The organism is Bradyrhizobium glycinis (assembly GCF_016031655.1).
In the GTDB taxonomy this organism is placed as follows: Bacteria; Pseudomonadota; Alphaproteobacteria; order Rhizobiales; family Xanthobacteraceae; genus Bradyrhizobium; species Bradyrhizobium glycinis.
Genome location: NZ_JACCHQ010000014.1, coordinates 47,864 through 64,041 on the forward strand (window position 1 = coordinate 47,864; position 16,178 = coordinate 64,041).

The 16,178-nt window shown below is 62.2% G+C and carries 12 protein-coding genes and 1 pseudogene; 12 read left to right on the forward strand and 1 reads right to left on the reverse strand.

Going from position 1 to position 16,178, the window contains the following annotated elements; translation table 11 throughout:
* Genes HZZ16_RS20450 through HZZ16_RS20460 form a run of 3 tightly spaced genes read left to right on the forward strand, consistent with a single transcriptional unit; the run spans position 1 to position 2,433 of the window.
* Positions 1-801 carry an ABC transporter permease gene (locus tag HZZ16_RS20450; protein ID WP_197951041.1) on the forward strand — a complete coding sequence of 267 codons (801 nt, stop codon included), beginning with the start codon at positions 1-3 and terminating at the stop codon, positions 799-801.
* 34 nt (positions 802-835) lie between these two features.
* On the forward strand, positions 836-1,627 hold the full coding sequence (gene rutD, locus HZZ16_RS20455) for a pyrimidine utilization protein D (RefSeq protein WP_197951043.1): 792 nt from the start codon (positions 836-838) through the stop codon (positions 1,625-1,627).
* The gene (locus tag HZZ16_RS20460) at positions 1,624-2,433 is read left to right on the forward strand and encodes an ABC transporter ATP-binding protein (RefSeq protein WP_197951045.1); all 810 of its coding nucleotides are present in this window, start codon (positions 1,624-1,626) and stop codon (positions 2,431-2,433) included. The genes rutD and HZZ16_RS20460 overlap by 4 nt, the downstream gene beginning before the upstream one ends.
* Positions 2,434-2,820: 387 nt before the next feature.
* Here HZZ16_RS20460 and HZZ16_RS20465 read toward each other — a convergent pair whose 3' ends face one another.
* Entirely contained in the window at positions 2,821-3,651 is an 831-nt protein-coding gene (locus HZZ16_RS20465; protein WP_197951047.1) for a GntR family transcriptional regulator, read from the reverse strand.
* 166 nt (positions 3,652-3,817) lie between these two features.
* Here HZZ16_RS20465 and HZZ16_RS20470 point away from each other — a divergent pair, with 166 nt between their 5' ends.
* The 9 genes and pseudogenes from HZZ16_RS20470 to HZZ16_RS20510 all read left to right on the forward strand — a co-directional run bounded on the left by HZZ16_RS20470 (position 3,818) and on the right by HZZ16_RS20510 (position 14,681).
* Positions 3,818-4,753, forward strand: coding sequence for a hydroxymethylglutaryl-CoA lyase (locus HZZ16_RS20470; RefSeq protein WP_246510253.1), 936 nt, complete (start codon positions 3,818-3,820; stop codon positions 4,751-4,753).
* On the forward strand, positions 4,750-5,964 hold the full coding sequence (locus tag HZZ16_RS20475) for a CaiB/BaiF CoA transferase family protein (protein WP_197951051.1): 1,215 nt from the start codon (positions 4,750-4,752) through the stop codon (positions 5,962-5,964). Before HZZ16_RS20470 ends, HZZ16_RS20475 begins: the two co-directional genes overlap by 4 nt.
* Positions 5,965-6,007: 43 nt before the next feature.
* A complete protein-coding gene (locus tag HZZ16_RS20480) occupies positions 6,008-7,054 on the forward strand; it encodes an ABC transporter substrate-binding protein (protein ID WP_197951053.1) in 1,047 nt (348 codons plus the stop codon).
* On the forward strand, positions 7,051-7,899 hold the full coding sequence (locus HZZ16_RS20485; protein ID WP_197951055.1) for an ABC transporter ATP-binding protein: 849 nt from the start codon (positions 7,051-7,053) through the stop codon (positions 7,897-7,899). The genes HZZ16_RS20480 and HZZ16_RS20485 overlap by 4 nt, the downstream gene beginning before the upstream one ends.
* Positions 7,900-7,901: 2 nt before the next feature.
* Positions 7,902-8,753: an ABC transporter permease gene (locus HZZ16_RS20490; protein WP_197951057.1), complete on the forward strand. Its 852-nt coding sequence runs from the start codon at positions 7,902-7,904 to the stop codon at positions 8,751-8,753.
* A gap of 715 nt (positions 8,754-9,468) precedes the next feature.
* A pseudogene (locus tag HZZ16_RS20495) lies at positions 9,469-10,011 on the forward strand (LysR substrate-binding domain-containing protein); the annotation flags it as partial.
* Positions 10,012-10,630: 619 nt separating this feature from the next.
* Positions 10,631-11,716, forward strand: coding sequence for a GDP-mannose 4,6-dehydratase (gene gmd, locus HZZ16_RS20500; protein ID WP_197951059.1), 1,086 nt, complete (start codon positions 10,631-10,633; stop codon positions 11,714-11,716).
* Positions 11,697-12,674: a GDP-L-fucose synthase family protein gene (locus HZZ16_RS20505; protein WP_197951061.1), complete on the forward strand. Its 978-nt coding sequence runs from the start codon at positions 11,697-11,699 to the stop codon at positions 12,672-12,674. The genes gmd and HZZ16_RS20505 overlap by 20 nt, the downstream gene beginning before the upstream one ends.
* A gap of 820 nt (positions 12,675-13,494) precedes the next feature.
* Positions 13,495-14,681, forward strand: a protein-coding gene (locus HZZ16_RS20510) for an IS3 family transposase (protein WP_197951063.1) whose coding sequence is annotated in 2 segments (ribosomal slippage) — positions 13,495-13,747 and positions 13,747-14,681 — 1,188 coding nt in all. Because the reading frame shifts where the segments join, the coding sequence is not laid out codon by codon here.
* The last annotated feature ends 1,497 nt before the right edge of the window (positions 14,682-16,178 follow it).

A 16,178-nucleotide genomic window follows, 5' to 3' on the forward strand; every position in this document is an offset into this window, starting at 1 on the left:
GTGGCCGTGCTCGACGCTGGCCAGGCCGCAGTGACCGGTCGCATGCGCTTCAAGTTGCCGCCGGCGCTTCGCATCGCGCTGCTCCAGATCGCGCTGCTGGCTCTGCTGCTCGCGGCGTGGGAGCTCGCGATCCGCTTCGGCTTCATCGCCGTCTATCTCTACGGCCAGCCGAGCGGCATCATCGCCAAGGCGGGAAAGCTGATCGGCAGCGGCGAATTGGTCCGCGATGCCGCGCTCACCGCCTGGGAGGCCATCGCCGGCTTCCTAATCGGCACCGTGCTCGGCAGCGCGGCGGGACTCTCGCTGTGGCTGTTCCCGACCGGCGCCGCGGTGCTGCGGCCCTATCTCGTCGCGCTCAACGGCCTGCCGAAGATCGCGCTGGCGCCGCTGATCATCGTCTGGTTCGGCATCGGGCTGTCCTCGAAGATCGCGATCGCCGCGATCATCACCTTCATCGTCGCGGTCATCACCGCGTTGCAGGGCGCCAAGGAGGTCGATGCCGATCTCGTCAAGCTGCTGCGCTCGCTCGGCGCCTCCAGGTGGAAGACCTGGCGCACAGTGATCGTGCCCGGCGCGATGCCGTGGATCGTCGCGGCCTTCCGCCTCAATGTCGGCTTCGCCCTGATTGGCGCCGTCGTCGGCGAGTACATCGCCTCCAAGGAGGGTCTCGGCTACATGATCTACTACGCCGGCGTGCTCTACGACCTCAACGCGGTCTGGGTCGGCATCGCGACGCTGATGGCGGTGGCGCTGCTCATGTACGGCGCGATCGATCTGATCGAGCGCCGCCTGCTCTCCTGATCCGAAACCACATCACTCCAATCGCTGGGACGTCATGGCTTTTGCACGCGGCAAGGATGCCGAGATCTATTACGAAGTTCACGGACAGGGCACGCCGGTTCTGCTCTCGGCCGGCATGGGCGGCAGCGGCGCATTCTGGGCGCCGCAGCTCACGGCGCTCGCCGCGCGCCACCAGGTCATCCTCTACGATCACATCGGCACCGGCCGCAGCGAAAGCGGCAGCCGCAGCATCGCAGGCATGGCCGATGACATCGCGTGCGTGCTCGACCATGCCAGCGTCGATGCCGCGCATGTCGTCGGCCACGCCATCGGCGGCATCGTCGGCATCGAGCTTTCGCTGCGTCATCCCAGGCGCCTGCGCAGCCTCACCATCGTCAACGGTTGGGGCCGCGCCGATCCGTTCCTGCGGCGCTGCTTTGAGATTCGCAAGGCGCTGCTGAACCAGTCGGGCCCGCAGGCCTATGTGCGCGCGCAGCCGCTGTTCCTCTATCCGCCGCAATGGATCTCCGAGAACATAGCCCATCTCGACGCCGAGGAAGAGAAGATCCTGAAGCACTTCCCGTCCGCCGCGACGATGAATGAACGTATAGACATGTTCCTGGCGTTCGAGGGCGGCCGGCGCCTCCGCGAGATCAACGTGCCGACGCTGCTGTCCTCGGCAAAGGACGACGCGCTGGTGCCGGCCTATCTCAGCGGCGAGCTCGCCGCCGCCATTCCGAACTCGCGCGTGCACGAGGTCGCCTGGGGCGCGCACGCCTTCAGCGTGGTCACGCCAAAAATCTTCAACGACACGCTGCTCGACTTCCTGAAGGAGGTGGACCGATGAATGCGCTGGCGCAGAACATTGCAGGGCTGGAGCCGATCGTGCTGCGCGCCGAGAATGTCGGCGTCACCTTCGATGGCACCGGCCATCCGGTCGAGGCAATCCGAAAGGTGGACTTCGAGCTCCGCCGCGGCGAGACGCTGGCCATCGTGGGCCCTTCCGGCTGCGGCAAGTCCACGCTGTTCAACGCCATTGCCGGGCTGCTGCGGCCGACCCATGGGCATGTCGAGGTCGGCGGACGGCGCGTGGACGATGCCGCCGGCCATGTCGGCTACATGCTGCAGAAGGATTTGCTGCTGCCGTGGCGCAGCGTGCTCGACAACGTCATGCTCGGGCTGGAGATCCGCAAAACGCCAAAACCTCGCGCGCGAGAGATCGCGCTGGAGCTGATCAAGGCCTATGGCCTCGCTGGCTTCGAGCACGCGAAACCTGCCGCGCTGTCCGGCGGCATGCGCCAGCGCGTCGCCATCATGCGCACGCTGGCCTTCGACCCCGAAGTGATCCTGCTCGACGAGCCGTTCTCGGCGCTCGACTTCCAGACCCGGCTTCTGATGCAGGCCGACGTCTCCCGCATCATCGCCGAACGCGGCAAGAGCGCGATCCTGGTCACCCACGACATCGGCGAAGCTATCGCCATGGCCGATCGCGTGCTGGTGCTGAGCGCCCGCCCGGCGACCGTCCAGTCAATGCTTGTAATCGACCTGCCGCGCGCCAACTGTGACCCCGCGGGCCTGCGCACCGACCCGAAGTTCCAGGAGTATTTTGCGAAGATCTGGGCCGATCTGGAAAAGCCCGGCGGCTTGGGGTAGGCCGAGTACCCGCGATTACAGGGCTGATGCGACAAAGCTATGCCACTAGAAGCGCTAAAAGTTAGTGCGGTACCCTAATGGATCACGAGCCACGAGCTGGCATCACCTCCCCGACGAGGAGCCGGCTCGCCAATGGCCGCTGTGAGCGCAAGCAACGAAATCGAAACGAGGATTTCCACGCATAAGCTTCTCCATCACTGCTGACGTCGGCTGGTGATCGCGTGTTGACCCCTAGCTGCTTGGATCAATAGTTCTAGCGGCGCGAAGATCACGGACGTTCTCGATGGCAATCTAGCCTTCAGGTACGAATCCCGAGGTAGCTTGTGCGATACGGCGACGTGCAACGCAAGCATGGCGTTAAATCGTTCAATCGCTGCCCCCGAAACATCAAGACAGGCCTTCGACTAGCGGGCGCTGCAGGTGCCACGTCATCAGTTCGGCCGCTTCCGCATAGTGGCGCGCCTCCAGCAGATCGAGCAAGCGCAGATGCTCGCGCACGTGACGGCGCATGCCTTCACGGTCGGCGAAGCTGCGGTAGGCGAACAGGCGACGGATCGAGTTCACGCGCTTGAGCGCTTCGAGGAAGAAGGGATTGCCCGCCCCGCGGATGATCTCTTCGTGGAATTCGCAGCCGGATTGATAGATCTCGCCTATGGTCATCTTCTCGAATTCGCCGCCGAGGACGCGCTGTTGCCGCTCACGCAATCGCGCGATCGCCTCATGCGATAGCGCGTAGCTCGGCTGCGCCATCGCCGCCGGCTCGATCACCACGCGGAACGCCATCGCCTGAGCCTGCGCGGCGGGGCTCGACACCGTCTCCGCAAAGCGCCAGCCATAGCCCGGCAGGCGCGCGATCCAGCCCTCGGCCGCGATGCGATCAAGAAGCCGCTGTAGCTCGGCCCGGCTCAGATCATAACGGCGCATCAACTCCGCCTCGGTGACGTCAGCCGAAAGCCGGCTCGCCAGTACGTCGCCGGCAATGCTCGCATAGACCTGTTCGCCGCGCCTGACGGCCGCGAGCGCCGGCTGGGCCGCGCCGCTGGTCGGATTCTTCGCCAGCACGAAGCCGCGATGTGGCTCGCCGCGCGCAAGGCCTGCAGCTTCCAGCGCCTTCAGCCCGAGCCGGATCGGGGCGCGCGACAGGTCGAGCGCGTCCGCCAGCCTCTGCTCGATCAAACGATCGCCTGCCTTCATGCCGTCGCGCCGGGCGAGCGCCATGATCAAGCCGGCGAGGTGCTCGGCGCGCTCAGAACCGGCTTTGCCTTGGGAACGTCGGCAACTTTGGGTAGCAGTCATTGCAGTGCACGCAGTCTTAGGGCTTGACAGATTGTCCCATGGATTGTTCTTTTATATAACAATATACAATCGGCCTAGGAAGACTCACATGGCCCGCGAGCCCGATGTCCACATTTGCGAAGTCGCGCCCCGCGATGGTCTCCAGAACCTGGACATCTTCGTTCCGACCGAAGCCAAATGCGCGTTGATCGACACGATCGCGGCCGCGGGCATACGCGAGATCGATGCCGGGTCGTTCGTTCCGCCGAAGGTCGTGCCGCAATTCGCCGACGTCGATGCGCTGATGGCGCATGCGCTCACGCACAAATCGACCACCATCGGCGCGCTGGTGCCGAACCCGAAGGGCGCCGAGCGTGCCATCGGCGCCGGCGTCGACGTCGTCTATTTCGTCATCTCGGCCAGCGAGACGCACAACCGCGCCAATGTGCGCCGCACGATCGAAGAGCAGCTCGATGGGTTTCGCGCCGTCCGCGCCGCGATCGATGCCCGTCCGGTGGATCAGCGGCCGCAACTGATGGGCGCGATCTCCACCTCCTTCGGCTGCTCGCTGGAAGGCGAGGTGAGCGAAGCGGCGGTATGCCGGGTCGCGCGCGCCTTTGCCGAGGCCGGAGCCGATGAAATCGGGCTTGCGGACACCGTCGGATATGCGACGCCCAAATCGATCCGGCAGATCGTGACGGCGGTGCAGCGCGAGGTCGGGTCGCAAACGACGCTGCGGCTGCATCTGCATGACACTCTCGGTGCCGGCCTTGCCAATGCCGTCGCCGGCCTCGAAGCGGGCATCCGCCGTTTCGATGCCGCCGTATCCGGCCTCGGTGGCTGTCCCTTCGCTCCCGGCGCGCGCGGCAACATCGTCACCGAGGATCTCGTGTTCATGCTGGAGCGCATGGGGCTCTCCACCGGCATCGACCTCGACCGCCTGATGCAGACGCGGGAGATTCTCGCCCGCCATATCCCGGCAAACCATCTGACCGGCCATCTGCACGAAGCCGGAATCCCCAAGGTCCTGCGGAGGGCGGCATGACCATGGCTGTGCGGCAGACGGCATCGGAGCTTCGTCCGTTGGCGGGCGTTCGGGTGATCGAGTTCAGCCAGATGGTGATGGGGCCGAGCTGCGGCCTGATCCTGGCCGATCTCGGTGCCGACGTGATCAAGGTCGAACCGCTCAAGGGCGACCGCACCCGCACTTTCAAGGGACCTGCGGCCGGCTTCTTTGCGACCTACAGCCGCAACAAGCGCAGCATCGCGCTGGACACGTCGAGCGCGCAGGGCCAGGACGTCGCACGAAGGCTGATTGCCAGCAGCGACGTCCTGATCGAGAATTTCCGGCCGGGCCTGTTGAAGCGGATCGGCCTCGACTATGAGAGCGTCGCGGCCTTTGCACCACGCCTGATCTATTGCTCGCTCAAGGGCTATCTGCCAGGGCCTTACGAGAACCGCCTCGCACTCGACGAGGTCGTGCAGATGATGGGTGGCCTCGCCTACATGACCGGCTTGCCCGACAGGCCGATGCGCGCGGGCGCCTCCGTCAACGATGTCATGGGCGGCATGTTCGGCGTGATCGCGATCCAGGCTGCGCTCGCCGAGCGGCAGCGCACCGGCCGGGGCCGCTACATCCAGAGCGCGCTCTATGAGAACAACGTGTTCCTGATGGCGCAGGCCATGATGTGTGAGGTGGTCAGCGGCCAGCCCTCGATCCCATATTCGATCAAGGACAGCCCATGGCCCGTTTATGACCTCTTCGATACCAGGGATGGCTCAAAACTGTTCGTCACCATCGTCGGTGAAGAGCAATGGGAAGCGTTTTGCCGCGCCTTTGATCGCGAAGCCTGGCTCTCCGATCCCCGCTTTGCGACCAGCAACGACCGGGTCGATCATCGCAACTGGCTGATCCCCGAAATCGCGAAGCTCTTCAAGCAATGGGACAAGGCCGATCTGGCAGCGCGGCTCGAGCAACTCGATCTGCCCTATGCGCCGGTGAACAAGCCCGGCGATCTCTTCGACGATCCGCATCTCAACCGGTCGGGTGGCCTGACCGACATTCGGCTGCCCGATGGTCGCGAGGCCAAGACGCCGCTGTTGCCGATTGCCATGGACGGAAGACGCCTGCCCAATCGCTACGATCCTCCCGGGATCGGTCAGCATAGCGGCGAGATTCTCAGCGAGATCGGCATGTCGCCGGACGAGATCGAAGCATTGCGGCAGCAGGGCACGATCAAGGTCGCGCCGTCCTGACCCGGCCGGCCCGACTGAACAAGAACCAAGGGAGGAGGAGCACATGAGCATGACGAGGCGCCAGGCGCTGATCGCGGGCTCCGCATGGGCCGGCGCGTCGCTGCTGCCGGGACGGTTGCACGCCGAAACGAAACAGGTCTCGCTCGCGTTCGGGCCGGTCTCGCCGGTCTACGCCATCGGCATGATCGCGGAGCTCAAGGGCTACTTCAAGGACGAAGGGCTCGATTCCAGGCTCGTCACAGGTAACGCCGGTACATTCGGCCGCCAGACATTGGCGGCGGGGCAGGCGCTGTTCGCCCACGGCGATGCCAGCCATCCGCTCCAGCTCGGAGCGCGCGGCAAGCCCTGCAAGATGCTGCTCGCGACCGAGATGGTATGCTCCTACGCCAACATCGTGGTCCGGCAGGACCTCTACGACAGCGGCATCAATTCGGTCGAGAAGCTCGCGGATTACAAGCGCACCGACGGCGCCAAGCCGATCGTCGCCGCGACCGCCATCGGATCGGGCACCTGGGTATTCGGCACCTATGTGTTCGAAGCGCGCGGGCTCGGCACCAAGGTGAACTGGGTCGCGGGCGGCGGGACCAACACGATGTTCCCTTCGCTACAGACCAAGCAGTTCGACGCCATCATGGCGCCACCGAGCTGGATCGTCGAGGTCGAGAAGAAGGGTTTTGGCCGGACGATCTACGACACGTCGAAGCCTGGCGTGTTCGACAGGGATTTCGGCGGGACGCTGCCCGTACTCGTGATCTACACGCTGCAGGACACGGTCGAGCAGGACAAGGCGATGGTGCAGGCCTATGTCAACGCGGTCTACCGCGCGATGGCCTTCGTCAAAGCGGCGCCGCTTGCCGAGGTGCAGGCTCTGGTCACGCCGAAATATTTCTCAGGGATCGATCCCGATGCGGTCAGCGCCGAGCTCGGCTTCGACAAGTCGACCTGGGCCTATGACGGCGTCATCGACAAGGCGTCGTTCGAACGCGGCGCCAAGCCCTGGTACCGCAAAGGAACCGACATTCCCGAGACCAGGTACGGGGATGTTGTCGACATGAGCTTTCTCGAGACCGCCAGGACGAAATACAAATGATCGTCGCGCCAAGCCAGGGCCTCGCGCTCGCGCGCGACGAGGATCGAGCAGCGGCTGCGCGCACGCGCATTACCGTGCAGGGTCTTGCCAAGCGCTTCAACGCGTCCGGCCGCGAGTTCGTGGCGGTGGATGACGTTTCCTTCGAGGTCAAGCAGGGCGAGTTCGTCGCGCTGCTCGGTCCATCTGGCTGCGGCAAAAGCACCATACTGAACATGGTCGCGGGGCTGTTGCCGCGCTCCGGCGGACGCATCCTGATCGACGGGGACGCGGTCGAGACCGGCGAGGTCAACCCCAGGGTCGGCTACGTCTTCCAGCGCGATACGCTGTTTCCGTGGCGGACCGTGGAGCAGAACATCGGCTATGGGCTGGAGATCGCGGCAGTGCCAAAGAGCGAGCGCGCCGCGCGCGTTGCCACGGCCGTCGAGAAGGCCGGCCTCGCAGGCTTTGCCCAGAGCTTCCCGCGCATGCTGTCCGGTGGCATGCGCCAGCGTGTCGCCTTGATGCGCACGTTGATCCTGGAGCCCGAGATCCTGCTGATGGACGAGCCGTTCGGTGCGCTCGACACCCACACCAAGCTCGAGATGCACAAGACGCTGCTGGAGATCTGGGAACGCGAGCGGCAGACCGTTCTGTTCGTGACTCACGATCTCGGCGAAGCCTTGACGCTGGCGAGCCGCATCATCCTGCTCTCGGCGCGCCCCGGGCGTCTCAAGGAAGACTTCGACGTCGCCATTCCGCGTCCGCGCGATCCCGTGGCCGTGCGCGAGACGGCCGAGTTCGCCCGGCTCTATTCCCACATCTGGCATTCCCTCGGCGAAGAATTCCGCCGCACCAGGGCCGATTGACCATGTCTAACAGCCGCACCGTCATCCTGTTCTGGCAATTGGCCATTCTCGCAGTCGTTCTCGTCGTCTGGCAATGGGGCTTCGAATGGAGCAGGGCGCTGTTGCCGAAGGCCTACGTGCCGAAAATCCTCGATCCCTATTTCGTCGCCAAGCCGTCGCTGATCTGGCAGAGTTTCTTGCGGCTTGGCTGCTTCGCAGACGCGACCGGCTTTACCGCCTGCATCAAGGGCAGCGACAACAATCTGTGGCTTGCCACACTCGTCACGTTGAAGAACACCTGGTGGGGCTTTCTGTTCGGCTCGGCGAGCGGGATCGCGGCCGGCCTGGTGCTCGGCCGTTCCGATTTTCTCTCTCGCGTGTTCAGCCCCTACATCGTGGCGTTCAACTCCATACCGCGCATTGCGCTGGTCCCGCTCGTCATCCTGATTTTCGGCCTCGGCGACCTCTCCAAGATCGCAACCGCCTGGCTCGTCGTGTTCTTCGTGGTGTTCTTCAACACCTTCGAAGGAACGCGTGCGGTCGACCGTGACCAGATCGCTGCCGCCCGCCTGCTCGGCGCCAGCGAATTCACGGTGCTGCGCACGGTCGTGATCCCGTCCGCGCTCGCCTGGGTGTTCGCTTCGCTGTTGCCCGCAGTATCCTTTGCGCTGATCGGCGTCATCGTTGGCGAGTTCATCGGCGCAGAGCGCGGGCTCGGCAAGCTCATCATTGAAGCGGAGGCGCGCGCCAACGCCAGCGAGATGATGGTCGCCATCTTCGTCATGATGATCGTCGGCATCTTGCTGGCGGTCGCCGTCCGCGCACTGCAGTCCTATTTGTTGCGGTGGCAACCGCAGTTCGAGCACTCGTCATAGTTTCTGCGGCTTCGACTGTGTGCCAGTATCATGGCAGATGCGGTTCATTGACATCGGAATCGCGGAACGTCGCTTCCCTCTGGTGCCTTTCGCAGTAACGCTACTGATAAAGTGGTGCACGGACCCCTCGCCGCTATTGAATCTCTGCAACAGAGACACAGGTCCGTAGAGGAACCGCTTCGATGAGCGACCGCCATCTCCAGTAACCGGAATCCAAGGACGCTCCATCGAGCATCTCTGGAGTCTGATATACCCGCTTCTATCAGCCTCGATGGCGAGTGGCCGCCGGAGTTTCTTCTCTATTTTACCGGCCTCCTCGAAGCCGTTTATTATGGGTTATGGCTCCCTGCGTGAATCATTCGCAAGGCGACCCGTTACCACGAGGCGCGAAGAGAAAAAGTGCATATGGCAGCATCTAGCCTTGCACATCGTGCTCGCACTTCTGGCGATGTGACTGCGAGCCAGTCATCTAAGAGAACGTCCAGCAAGATGCAAAAACGAGCGGGGCGCCGTTTGCCGCGCGAAGGGGATTGAGCTAGGCGGACAGGGCAGATTCGCGCTCCGTTTCGTTTCAGAGAGCCATCAGAGCACAGGTGAATGCGGCTCACCAATGATTGCAAAGTTCTCATTTGTCGGCCGGTCGGTCGCCGCACTCCTGATGCGTTCAGGCGTCCATCCGCCGTTCCGCGAGATCGCATTGCCGGACGAATTTCTTCCGAAGCTCGAGGTTCGACTGGCTGCAAACACGGAATACGCGCGCTTCAGCAATGATGACTTCGATATCGACATTGTCTATGGTCCGCCGCGTGCTGACGGTGTCGAAATTATTCCTCTCCCGGAGGAGACGGTCACCCCTCTCTGCTCCCCTGCTCTCGCAAAATCGATAAGAAGGCCTGCCGATCTCCTCGGTCGGACGCTGATCCGCTCCGACGTGAAGCAGGTTCAATGGCACCAATGGTTCACCGCCAACGGGTTGGAAGCCCCCGCGCTGCATGGCATGAGATTCGATCGCAGCTTTCTCGCGATCGCGACAGCGGCGGAAGGTCTGGGAGTCGCGCTGGAATCAACGCTTCTGGCCGAACGCGAACTGGCGAGTGGGCGACTGGTTGCGCCGCTGGCGGGACGCGCCAACGATATCCGCTACGTCGGCCATCGCCTGATCTATCCACGGGCCAGCCGACAGAGATCTGCGGTACGAGCCTTTGCAGATTGGCTCGTGGCGCAACTCGATGGCGAAACTGCCATCTCACCGCGCTGAAATTCTTCGCACCACTTCGCCAGGCGAAAGAGCAGCCAACGGGTGCCTCGCTCAGGGATAAAGCTTGGCCCAATCGATGTGAATGGCGCCAACTCACATAGCATTCTGGTGCTTTGTAGACACGATTTGACGCACGGGCTTGACTGGCTGCTGGCTTGTAGACCATCGTCCGACAATTGCATTAACGACTGCGGGGTCTCAGCTCATTGCTCTTTCAAAGGCATGGCGAGACCACCGGAATGCGGACATGCGCCTGAGGGTCTGTAAGGAACACAGACCTTCGGCCTTTGTCTCGTTGGAAATATCGCTCTGGAAAGTGCGCCCCTGGTGCTCCTAACGGCGATCGCCACCATCTTTCCTGCTTAGGGCCATTGCCGAGTATTAGCTAGTATGGAGCGCTAATCGACCTTCATTCTTTAAAGAACAATGTGTGGCGCGCTCCAATCCAATCTAAATCTATGTATATAGTGTGCATTCCTAGATGATGTGTATGACTGGAGCTAACGATTGCTTTTTCTCAAATTGCGGGTGACAGCGGGCTTACGCGTATAGATTACTTGAGAAGCGGCTTCGTACCAGCGTTTCACGGGGCATTTTTCCGGGACAACTAAGAGAGACCATGGCAGCTCAGCACTTGAAACGGCGCGTTGCGCTGATCACCGGCGTCACAGGGCAAGACGGCGCATATTTGGCCGAGTATTTGCTCCGTCTCGGCTACACCGTGCACGGGATCAAGCGCCGGTCATCCTCGTTCAACACCGCGCGCATCGATCATCTCTATCACGATCCGCATGCCGGCAACGTACCGTTCCTGATGCATTATGGCGACATGACGGATTCAACCAATCTGATTCGGCTGGTTCAGCAGATCCGGCCGACCGAGATCTATAACCTGGCCGCCCAGAGCCACGTCCAAGTCAGTTTCGAGAGCCCGGAATACACAGCCAACGCCGACGCGATCGGCGTGCTGCGCCTTTTGGAAGCGATCCGCATTCTCGGCATGGAAAAGGAGACGCGGTTCTACCAGGCCTCGACGTCGGAGCTTTACGGGCTCGTGCAAGAGGTGCCGCAGAGGGAAACCACGCCATTCTATCCGCGTTCCCCCTACGGAGTCGCCAAGCTTTATGGCTACTGGATCACAGTGAACTACCGTGAGGCCTATGGCATGTTCGCCAGCAACGGTATCCTGTTCAACCATGAGAGTCCGACCCGCGGCGAGACCTTCGTAACACGCAAGATCACCCGCGCCGTCGCCCGCATCGAAATCGGCCTCGAGAACACACTCTATCTCGGCAATCTCGATGCCAAGCGCGACTGGGGACATGCCCGCGACTATGTCGAAGGCATGCACAGGATCCTGCAGGTCGACGACCCCGCCGACTTCGTGCTCGCGACCGGCGAGACGCGGTCGGTCCGCGAGTTCGTCGAGCTGGCGTTTGCCGAGGTCGGGCGCAGCATCGAATGGCGGGGCAAAGGCGTCGACGAGGTCGGCCTGGACAAGGCGTCCGGCAAGACGCTGGTGCAGATCGATCCAGCCTATTTCCGTCCGACCGAGGTTGATCTCCTGATCGGCGACGCCAGCGAGGCGCGCGCGAAGCTCGGCTGGGTTCCGAAGACACCGTTCTCGCAATTAGTGAGGGAAATGGTCGCCAGCGATCTCGTCGAAGCCAAGCAGGGCGCATCCAATGGCAACCACTGCGTTTGAATTGAAGGGCAAGACAGTTTTCGTTGCTGGCCATCGCGGCATGGTCGGTTCGGCGCTGATGCGCCGGCTAGCACGTGAACAGGCCGATCTCTTGACGGTGTCGCGCAGCGAGCTCGACCTGCGCGAACAGGCGGCGGTGAATGCCTGGTTTGCCGCGAAGCGGCCTCAGGCCGTGTTCCTCGCCGCCGCCAAGGTCGGCGGCATCGTCGCTAACAACATGCTGCGCGCCGAGTTTCTCCACGACAATCTGGCGATATCAAGCAACGTCATCCATGCGGCGCATGCGAATGGATGCGAGAAGCTGATGTTCTTCGGCTCCTCCTGCATCTATCCGCGCCTAGCGCCCCAGCCCCTGCGAGAGGATTCGATCTTAACCGGCCCGCTGGAGCCAACCAACGAACCCTACGCCATCGCCAAGATCGCTGGCATCAAGATGGCCCAGGCCTATCGCAGCCAGTACGGCGCCGATTTCATCAGCGTGATGCCGACCAATCTCTACGGCCCCGGCGACAATTATCACCCTGAATACAGCCACGTCGTCGCCGCGCTGATCCGCCGCTTCCACGAGGCCAAAATTTCGGGTGGCGGCAATGTAGTGGTGTGGGGCACCGGTACTCCGCGCCGTGAATTCCTCTATGTCGATGATCTCGCTGACGCGTGCATCCATCTGATGAAGACCTATTCCTCGCCGGAGCCAGTCAACATAGGTACCGGCGAGGACGTCAGCATTGCCGAGTTCGCGCTCATGGTCGCGGCCGCGGTCGGTTATCGCGGTGGAATCAGCTTCGACATCTCGCGCCCGGACGGCACGCCGCGCAAGCTGCTCGATGTGGGTCGACTGTCCGGGCTCGGCTGGCACGCCACGACCTCGCTCGAGGACGGCATTCACCTAGCATATCGGGCCTATCGCACGGAAAGCGATGGACGGCGCCAGAATGATTCACCTATTGCCGGATAAGGGGGCCGATCTTACGATCAATCAGCGGTGAACGATGGCCTAGCGGACCCGCCGCTTACGCAACGATCGATCTTGATCCGCAGCTGACGAACATTTATCGCAACAACCGCCCTCCGTGTGCGGCCAATAAACCGACTGACCCGGTGGATCCAGCTACGGCGCAGCCGGCCGACCTGCAGGAACGGAAAAATGATCACGATCGAGACGTCCGGCCATCGCTTGAGAGCTCATCGACTTTGGGTCCCACACGTACGATCATTAGCTGGAGGCGTGCTAGTGTCCTTTCTCGACCAATGCCTCAGCGATGGTCTGTTATCATCATCCTAGCCGACAGCGTAACGATGGGCATGAGCGCGCCCAACACTCCGAATGCCAAGGGCAAGCGCATCATTTGTGCAATGAGACCGATCCCGGCGGGCCGGACGAGTATACCCGCGTAGCCGCTTGTCGCGATGACCGCCTACCTGTGCCTAGTGGCATCACATTCCGTTTGCCGGCGCTTCGACATATCCAATAAGCACGAACCCTGCCATAGCAATCAGCGCTATTGGTACGGCCACGACTCCAAACGGCCCGTCACGATCGGCAGTGTCCGGAGCGTCAATGTGGCACGCTCCCCGATTCGTACCACCACGGCTTTCCGCTGAGACGCCCCTTCGCATGTTGGCTATTCGCGAGCGACTAGCGGGCCTGCTCTAGGCCATTGACGAGAGGTGTGAACCTTCACCAACCGCACTCGTGCGAGATCGAGCGATATTGACCTGCCACTGCGTATTTCCTCCAGAAGGAGTTAGAGTCCGGCCCGAAGAAGGACGGACAGATGAAGCGAGCAAGGTTCACGGAAGAGCAGATTATCGCGGTATTGAAGGAGCATGAGGCTGGGGCGAAGACAGCCGACCTGGCTCGCAAGCACGGTGTTTCCGAGGCGACGATCTACAATTGGAAGGCCAAATTCGGCGGCATGGACGTTTCCGAAGCGAAGCGGCTGAGGGCCTTGGAAGAGGAGAACGCGAAGCTGAAGAAGCTTCTGGCCGAGCAGATGCTCGATGCGGCCGCACTTCGCGAGCTCCTTTCAAAAAAATGGTAGGGCCCGCCGCCAAGCGCGCTGCGATCGCGCATCTGCAGGCCGTCATGAGCCTGTCGGAACGGCGGGCCTGCTCGATTGTGGGGGCGGATCGGAAGATGATCCGCTATCGCTCCAACCGCCCGCCGGACGCAGTTCTGCGTGGCCGATTGCGCGATCTCGCCAACGAGCGGCGGCGTTTCGGCTATCGCCGGTTGTTCGTCTTGCTGCGGCGGGAGGGCGAGCCATCGGGGATCAACCGGATCTACCGGCTTTACCGCGAGGAAGGGCTCACCGTCCGCAAACGGCGGGCTCGCCGCAAGGCCGTGGGGACCCGTGCCCCGATCCTGGTCGAGGCGAGGCCGAACGCGCGCTGGTCGCTGGACTTCGTCCACGACCAGTTCGCCAATGGCCGACGCTTCCGCATCCTCAACATCGTCGACGACGTCACCAAGGAATGCCTGGGCGCCATTCCGGAGACGTCGATCTCGGGGCGGCGCGTGGCCCGCGAACTGACGGCAATCGTCCAGCGACGCGGCAAGCCAGGAATGATCGTGTCCGACCATGGCACCGAATTCACCTGCAACGCCATGCTCGCTTGGTGCAAGGACGCAGCCATCGATTGGCACTTCATCGCACCGGGAAAGCCGATGCAGAACGGCTTCGTCGAGAGTTTCAATGGCCGGATGCGCGATGAGCTACTCAACGAGACCCTGTTCTTCGATCTCGATGACGCCCGCGCCAAGATCGCCAACTGGGTCGCCGACTACAATCTCCAGCGTCCCCACTCGTCGCTGAAATACCTGACCCCCGCGGCCTACGCCGCCCACCTCACCGCAACGGACGATCGGCTGCGCAACCCCGACCAGCTCCGCCGATCGTCCGTTGCTCCATCCGCGCCACTTGGCGTACAAAACCCCGAGACTCTAACTGCCGCTGGATGAAAATGCAGTGGCAGGTCAATATCATGAGAAATAGGAAATCGAGCGCGGTTTGGGCGCTATAGTCGTACTGCGGGGCCGGAGCCGGCCCGGATTTGCATCCACGCAGTCCACAAGAGAACGGTTTCATCGAAAAAGGGGGATTCGGGAGATGTCGTAGCTCTCCTGGGCTCTTCTGGCTGTCGCAAGGCCCATTTTAGTGCCCGCCACACGTGTTCTTCTAATGACCATCGGGCTGATCAAAGTTGGCCCGCACCAATAGTAGGAGGCAAGTTAAAGAAGAATCGCTGTCCGCCGAGCGCGATGTCATCGTCAGTGAGCGACTGTTCGCTTAAACCATTTCCTTGGTAGGCCGATGTAGTAGCCCCGCCTCCGAAGTTCCGGCTCGGTTCTGTTGAGCGTTTCGCAAATGGATTCCACCGGTGCGCCTGCATCAACAAGCTCGCGCAACAGTTCATCTTCTCGTATCGTCCAACGAGGAGAGCGAAGGGCAGCCTTCAATGTAACCTCTTAGCTCTGAGTTAATGCGGTTTTGAAGAAGAACTGTCGGCCAGCCCGAGCGTATTGCCAAGCTCGGCGAGCGATTCCGCGCTCGTGTTCTTGAAGCGCAGCACAGTCAACTGGCAAACCTGATCTGACCAGAATTGAGTGTAACCAACTGTATGGCCGCCCATACGTCGCCTCGATTATTCCATGCTTGTGTCCGCTCGAAATTGGCAGCGGTGGATTTCCTTCGAAAGCTATACGTTGGCATAGCCGAAGAATACTTTCGAGCGATTAGGACTCACCTTAGACCGTGCCGTACGACCTGCGAGATGGGCTTGCGGTCCTGGAGTTACTCTGCATGAGATAGCCTGTCGCTAGGAACGCCGCGCCGCCAGAACCGGCAGTACGATACATGCAGTGGGCCGGGCGCTTGGCCGCTGGCCAAAGGCCGCCTCGACTAGCCCGGCGCGCGCATAACCGCGGCCGACTCATTCCCAACAGCCGCACGGGCGGGTTCAGCCCTAAATAGCTCACCAGCTTCTGCGGACTGTTAAACGCCGCCTGGTCCTGCTGCGCAGTCCGGTCACATCAGAGCGGGCGTGTCGACCGTGCGAGATTTCTGTTTCATGCTAGACAGAGGGTGCGAACATGAACCAGAAGGCCGAACCATGCAAAGTGACGGCAGAATCAGTGTCGCCGGCAGGCGCGTGACCGCCTGGCGGTTCGACAACTTGACGTCTGTCGCACCGTGTCGATCACCTCGAATGACGTGAGATCTCTCCCGTGGCCGGCGTCGCCCTTTCGCAGAGCTCGACAGCCGCGCCGACCCGCAGCAGAAACTGTGGGTTGGAGGCGGCACGAGCACGCGTTCTCGCAGAATAACCTCCGGAACACCACCGTGAAAGGGCCGCCTGCGCTTAAACGAGCAAATGACCGCTCCACGGATCGGGGGCGCAACACCTCTCACATTTCCAACGACAGAGAGGCGAAAGGCTTTGCACAAGTCGCTGTAAC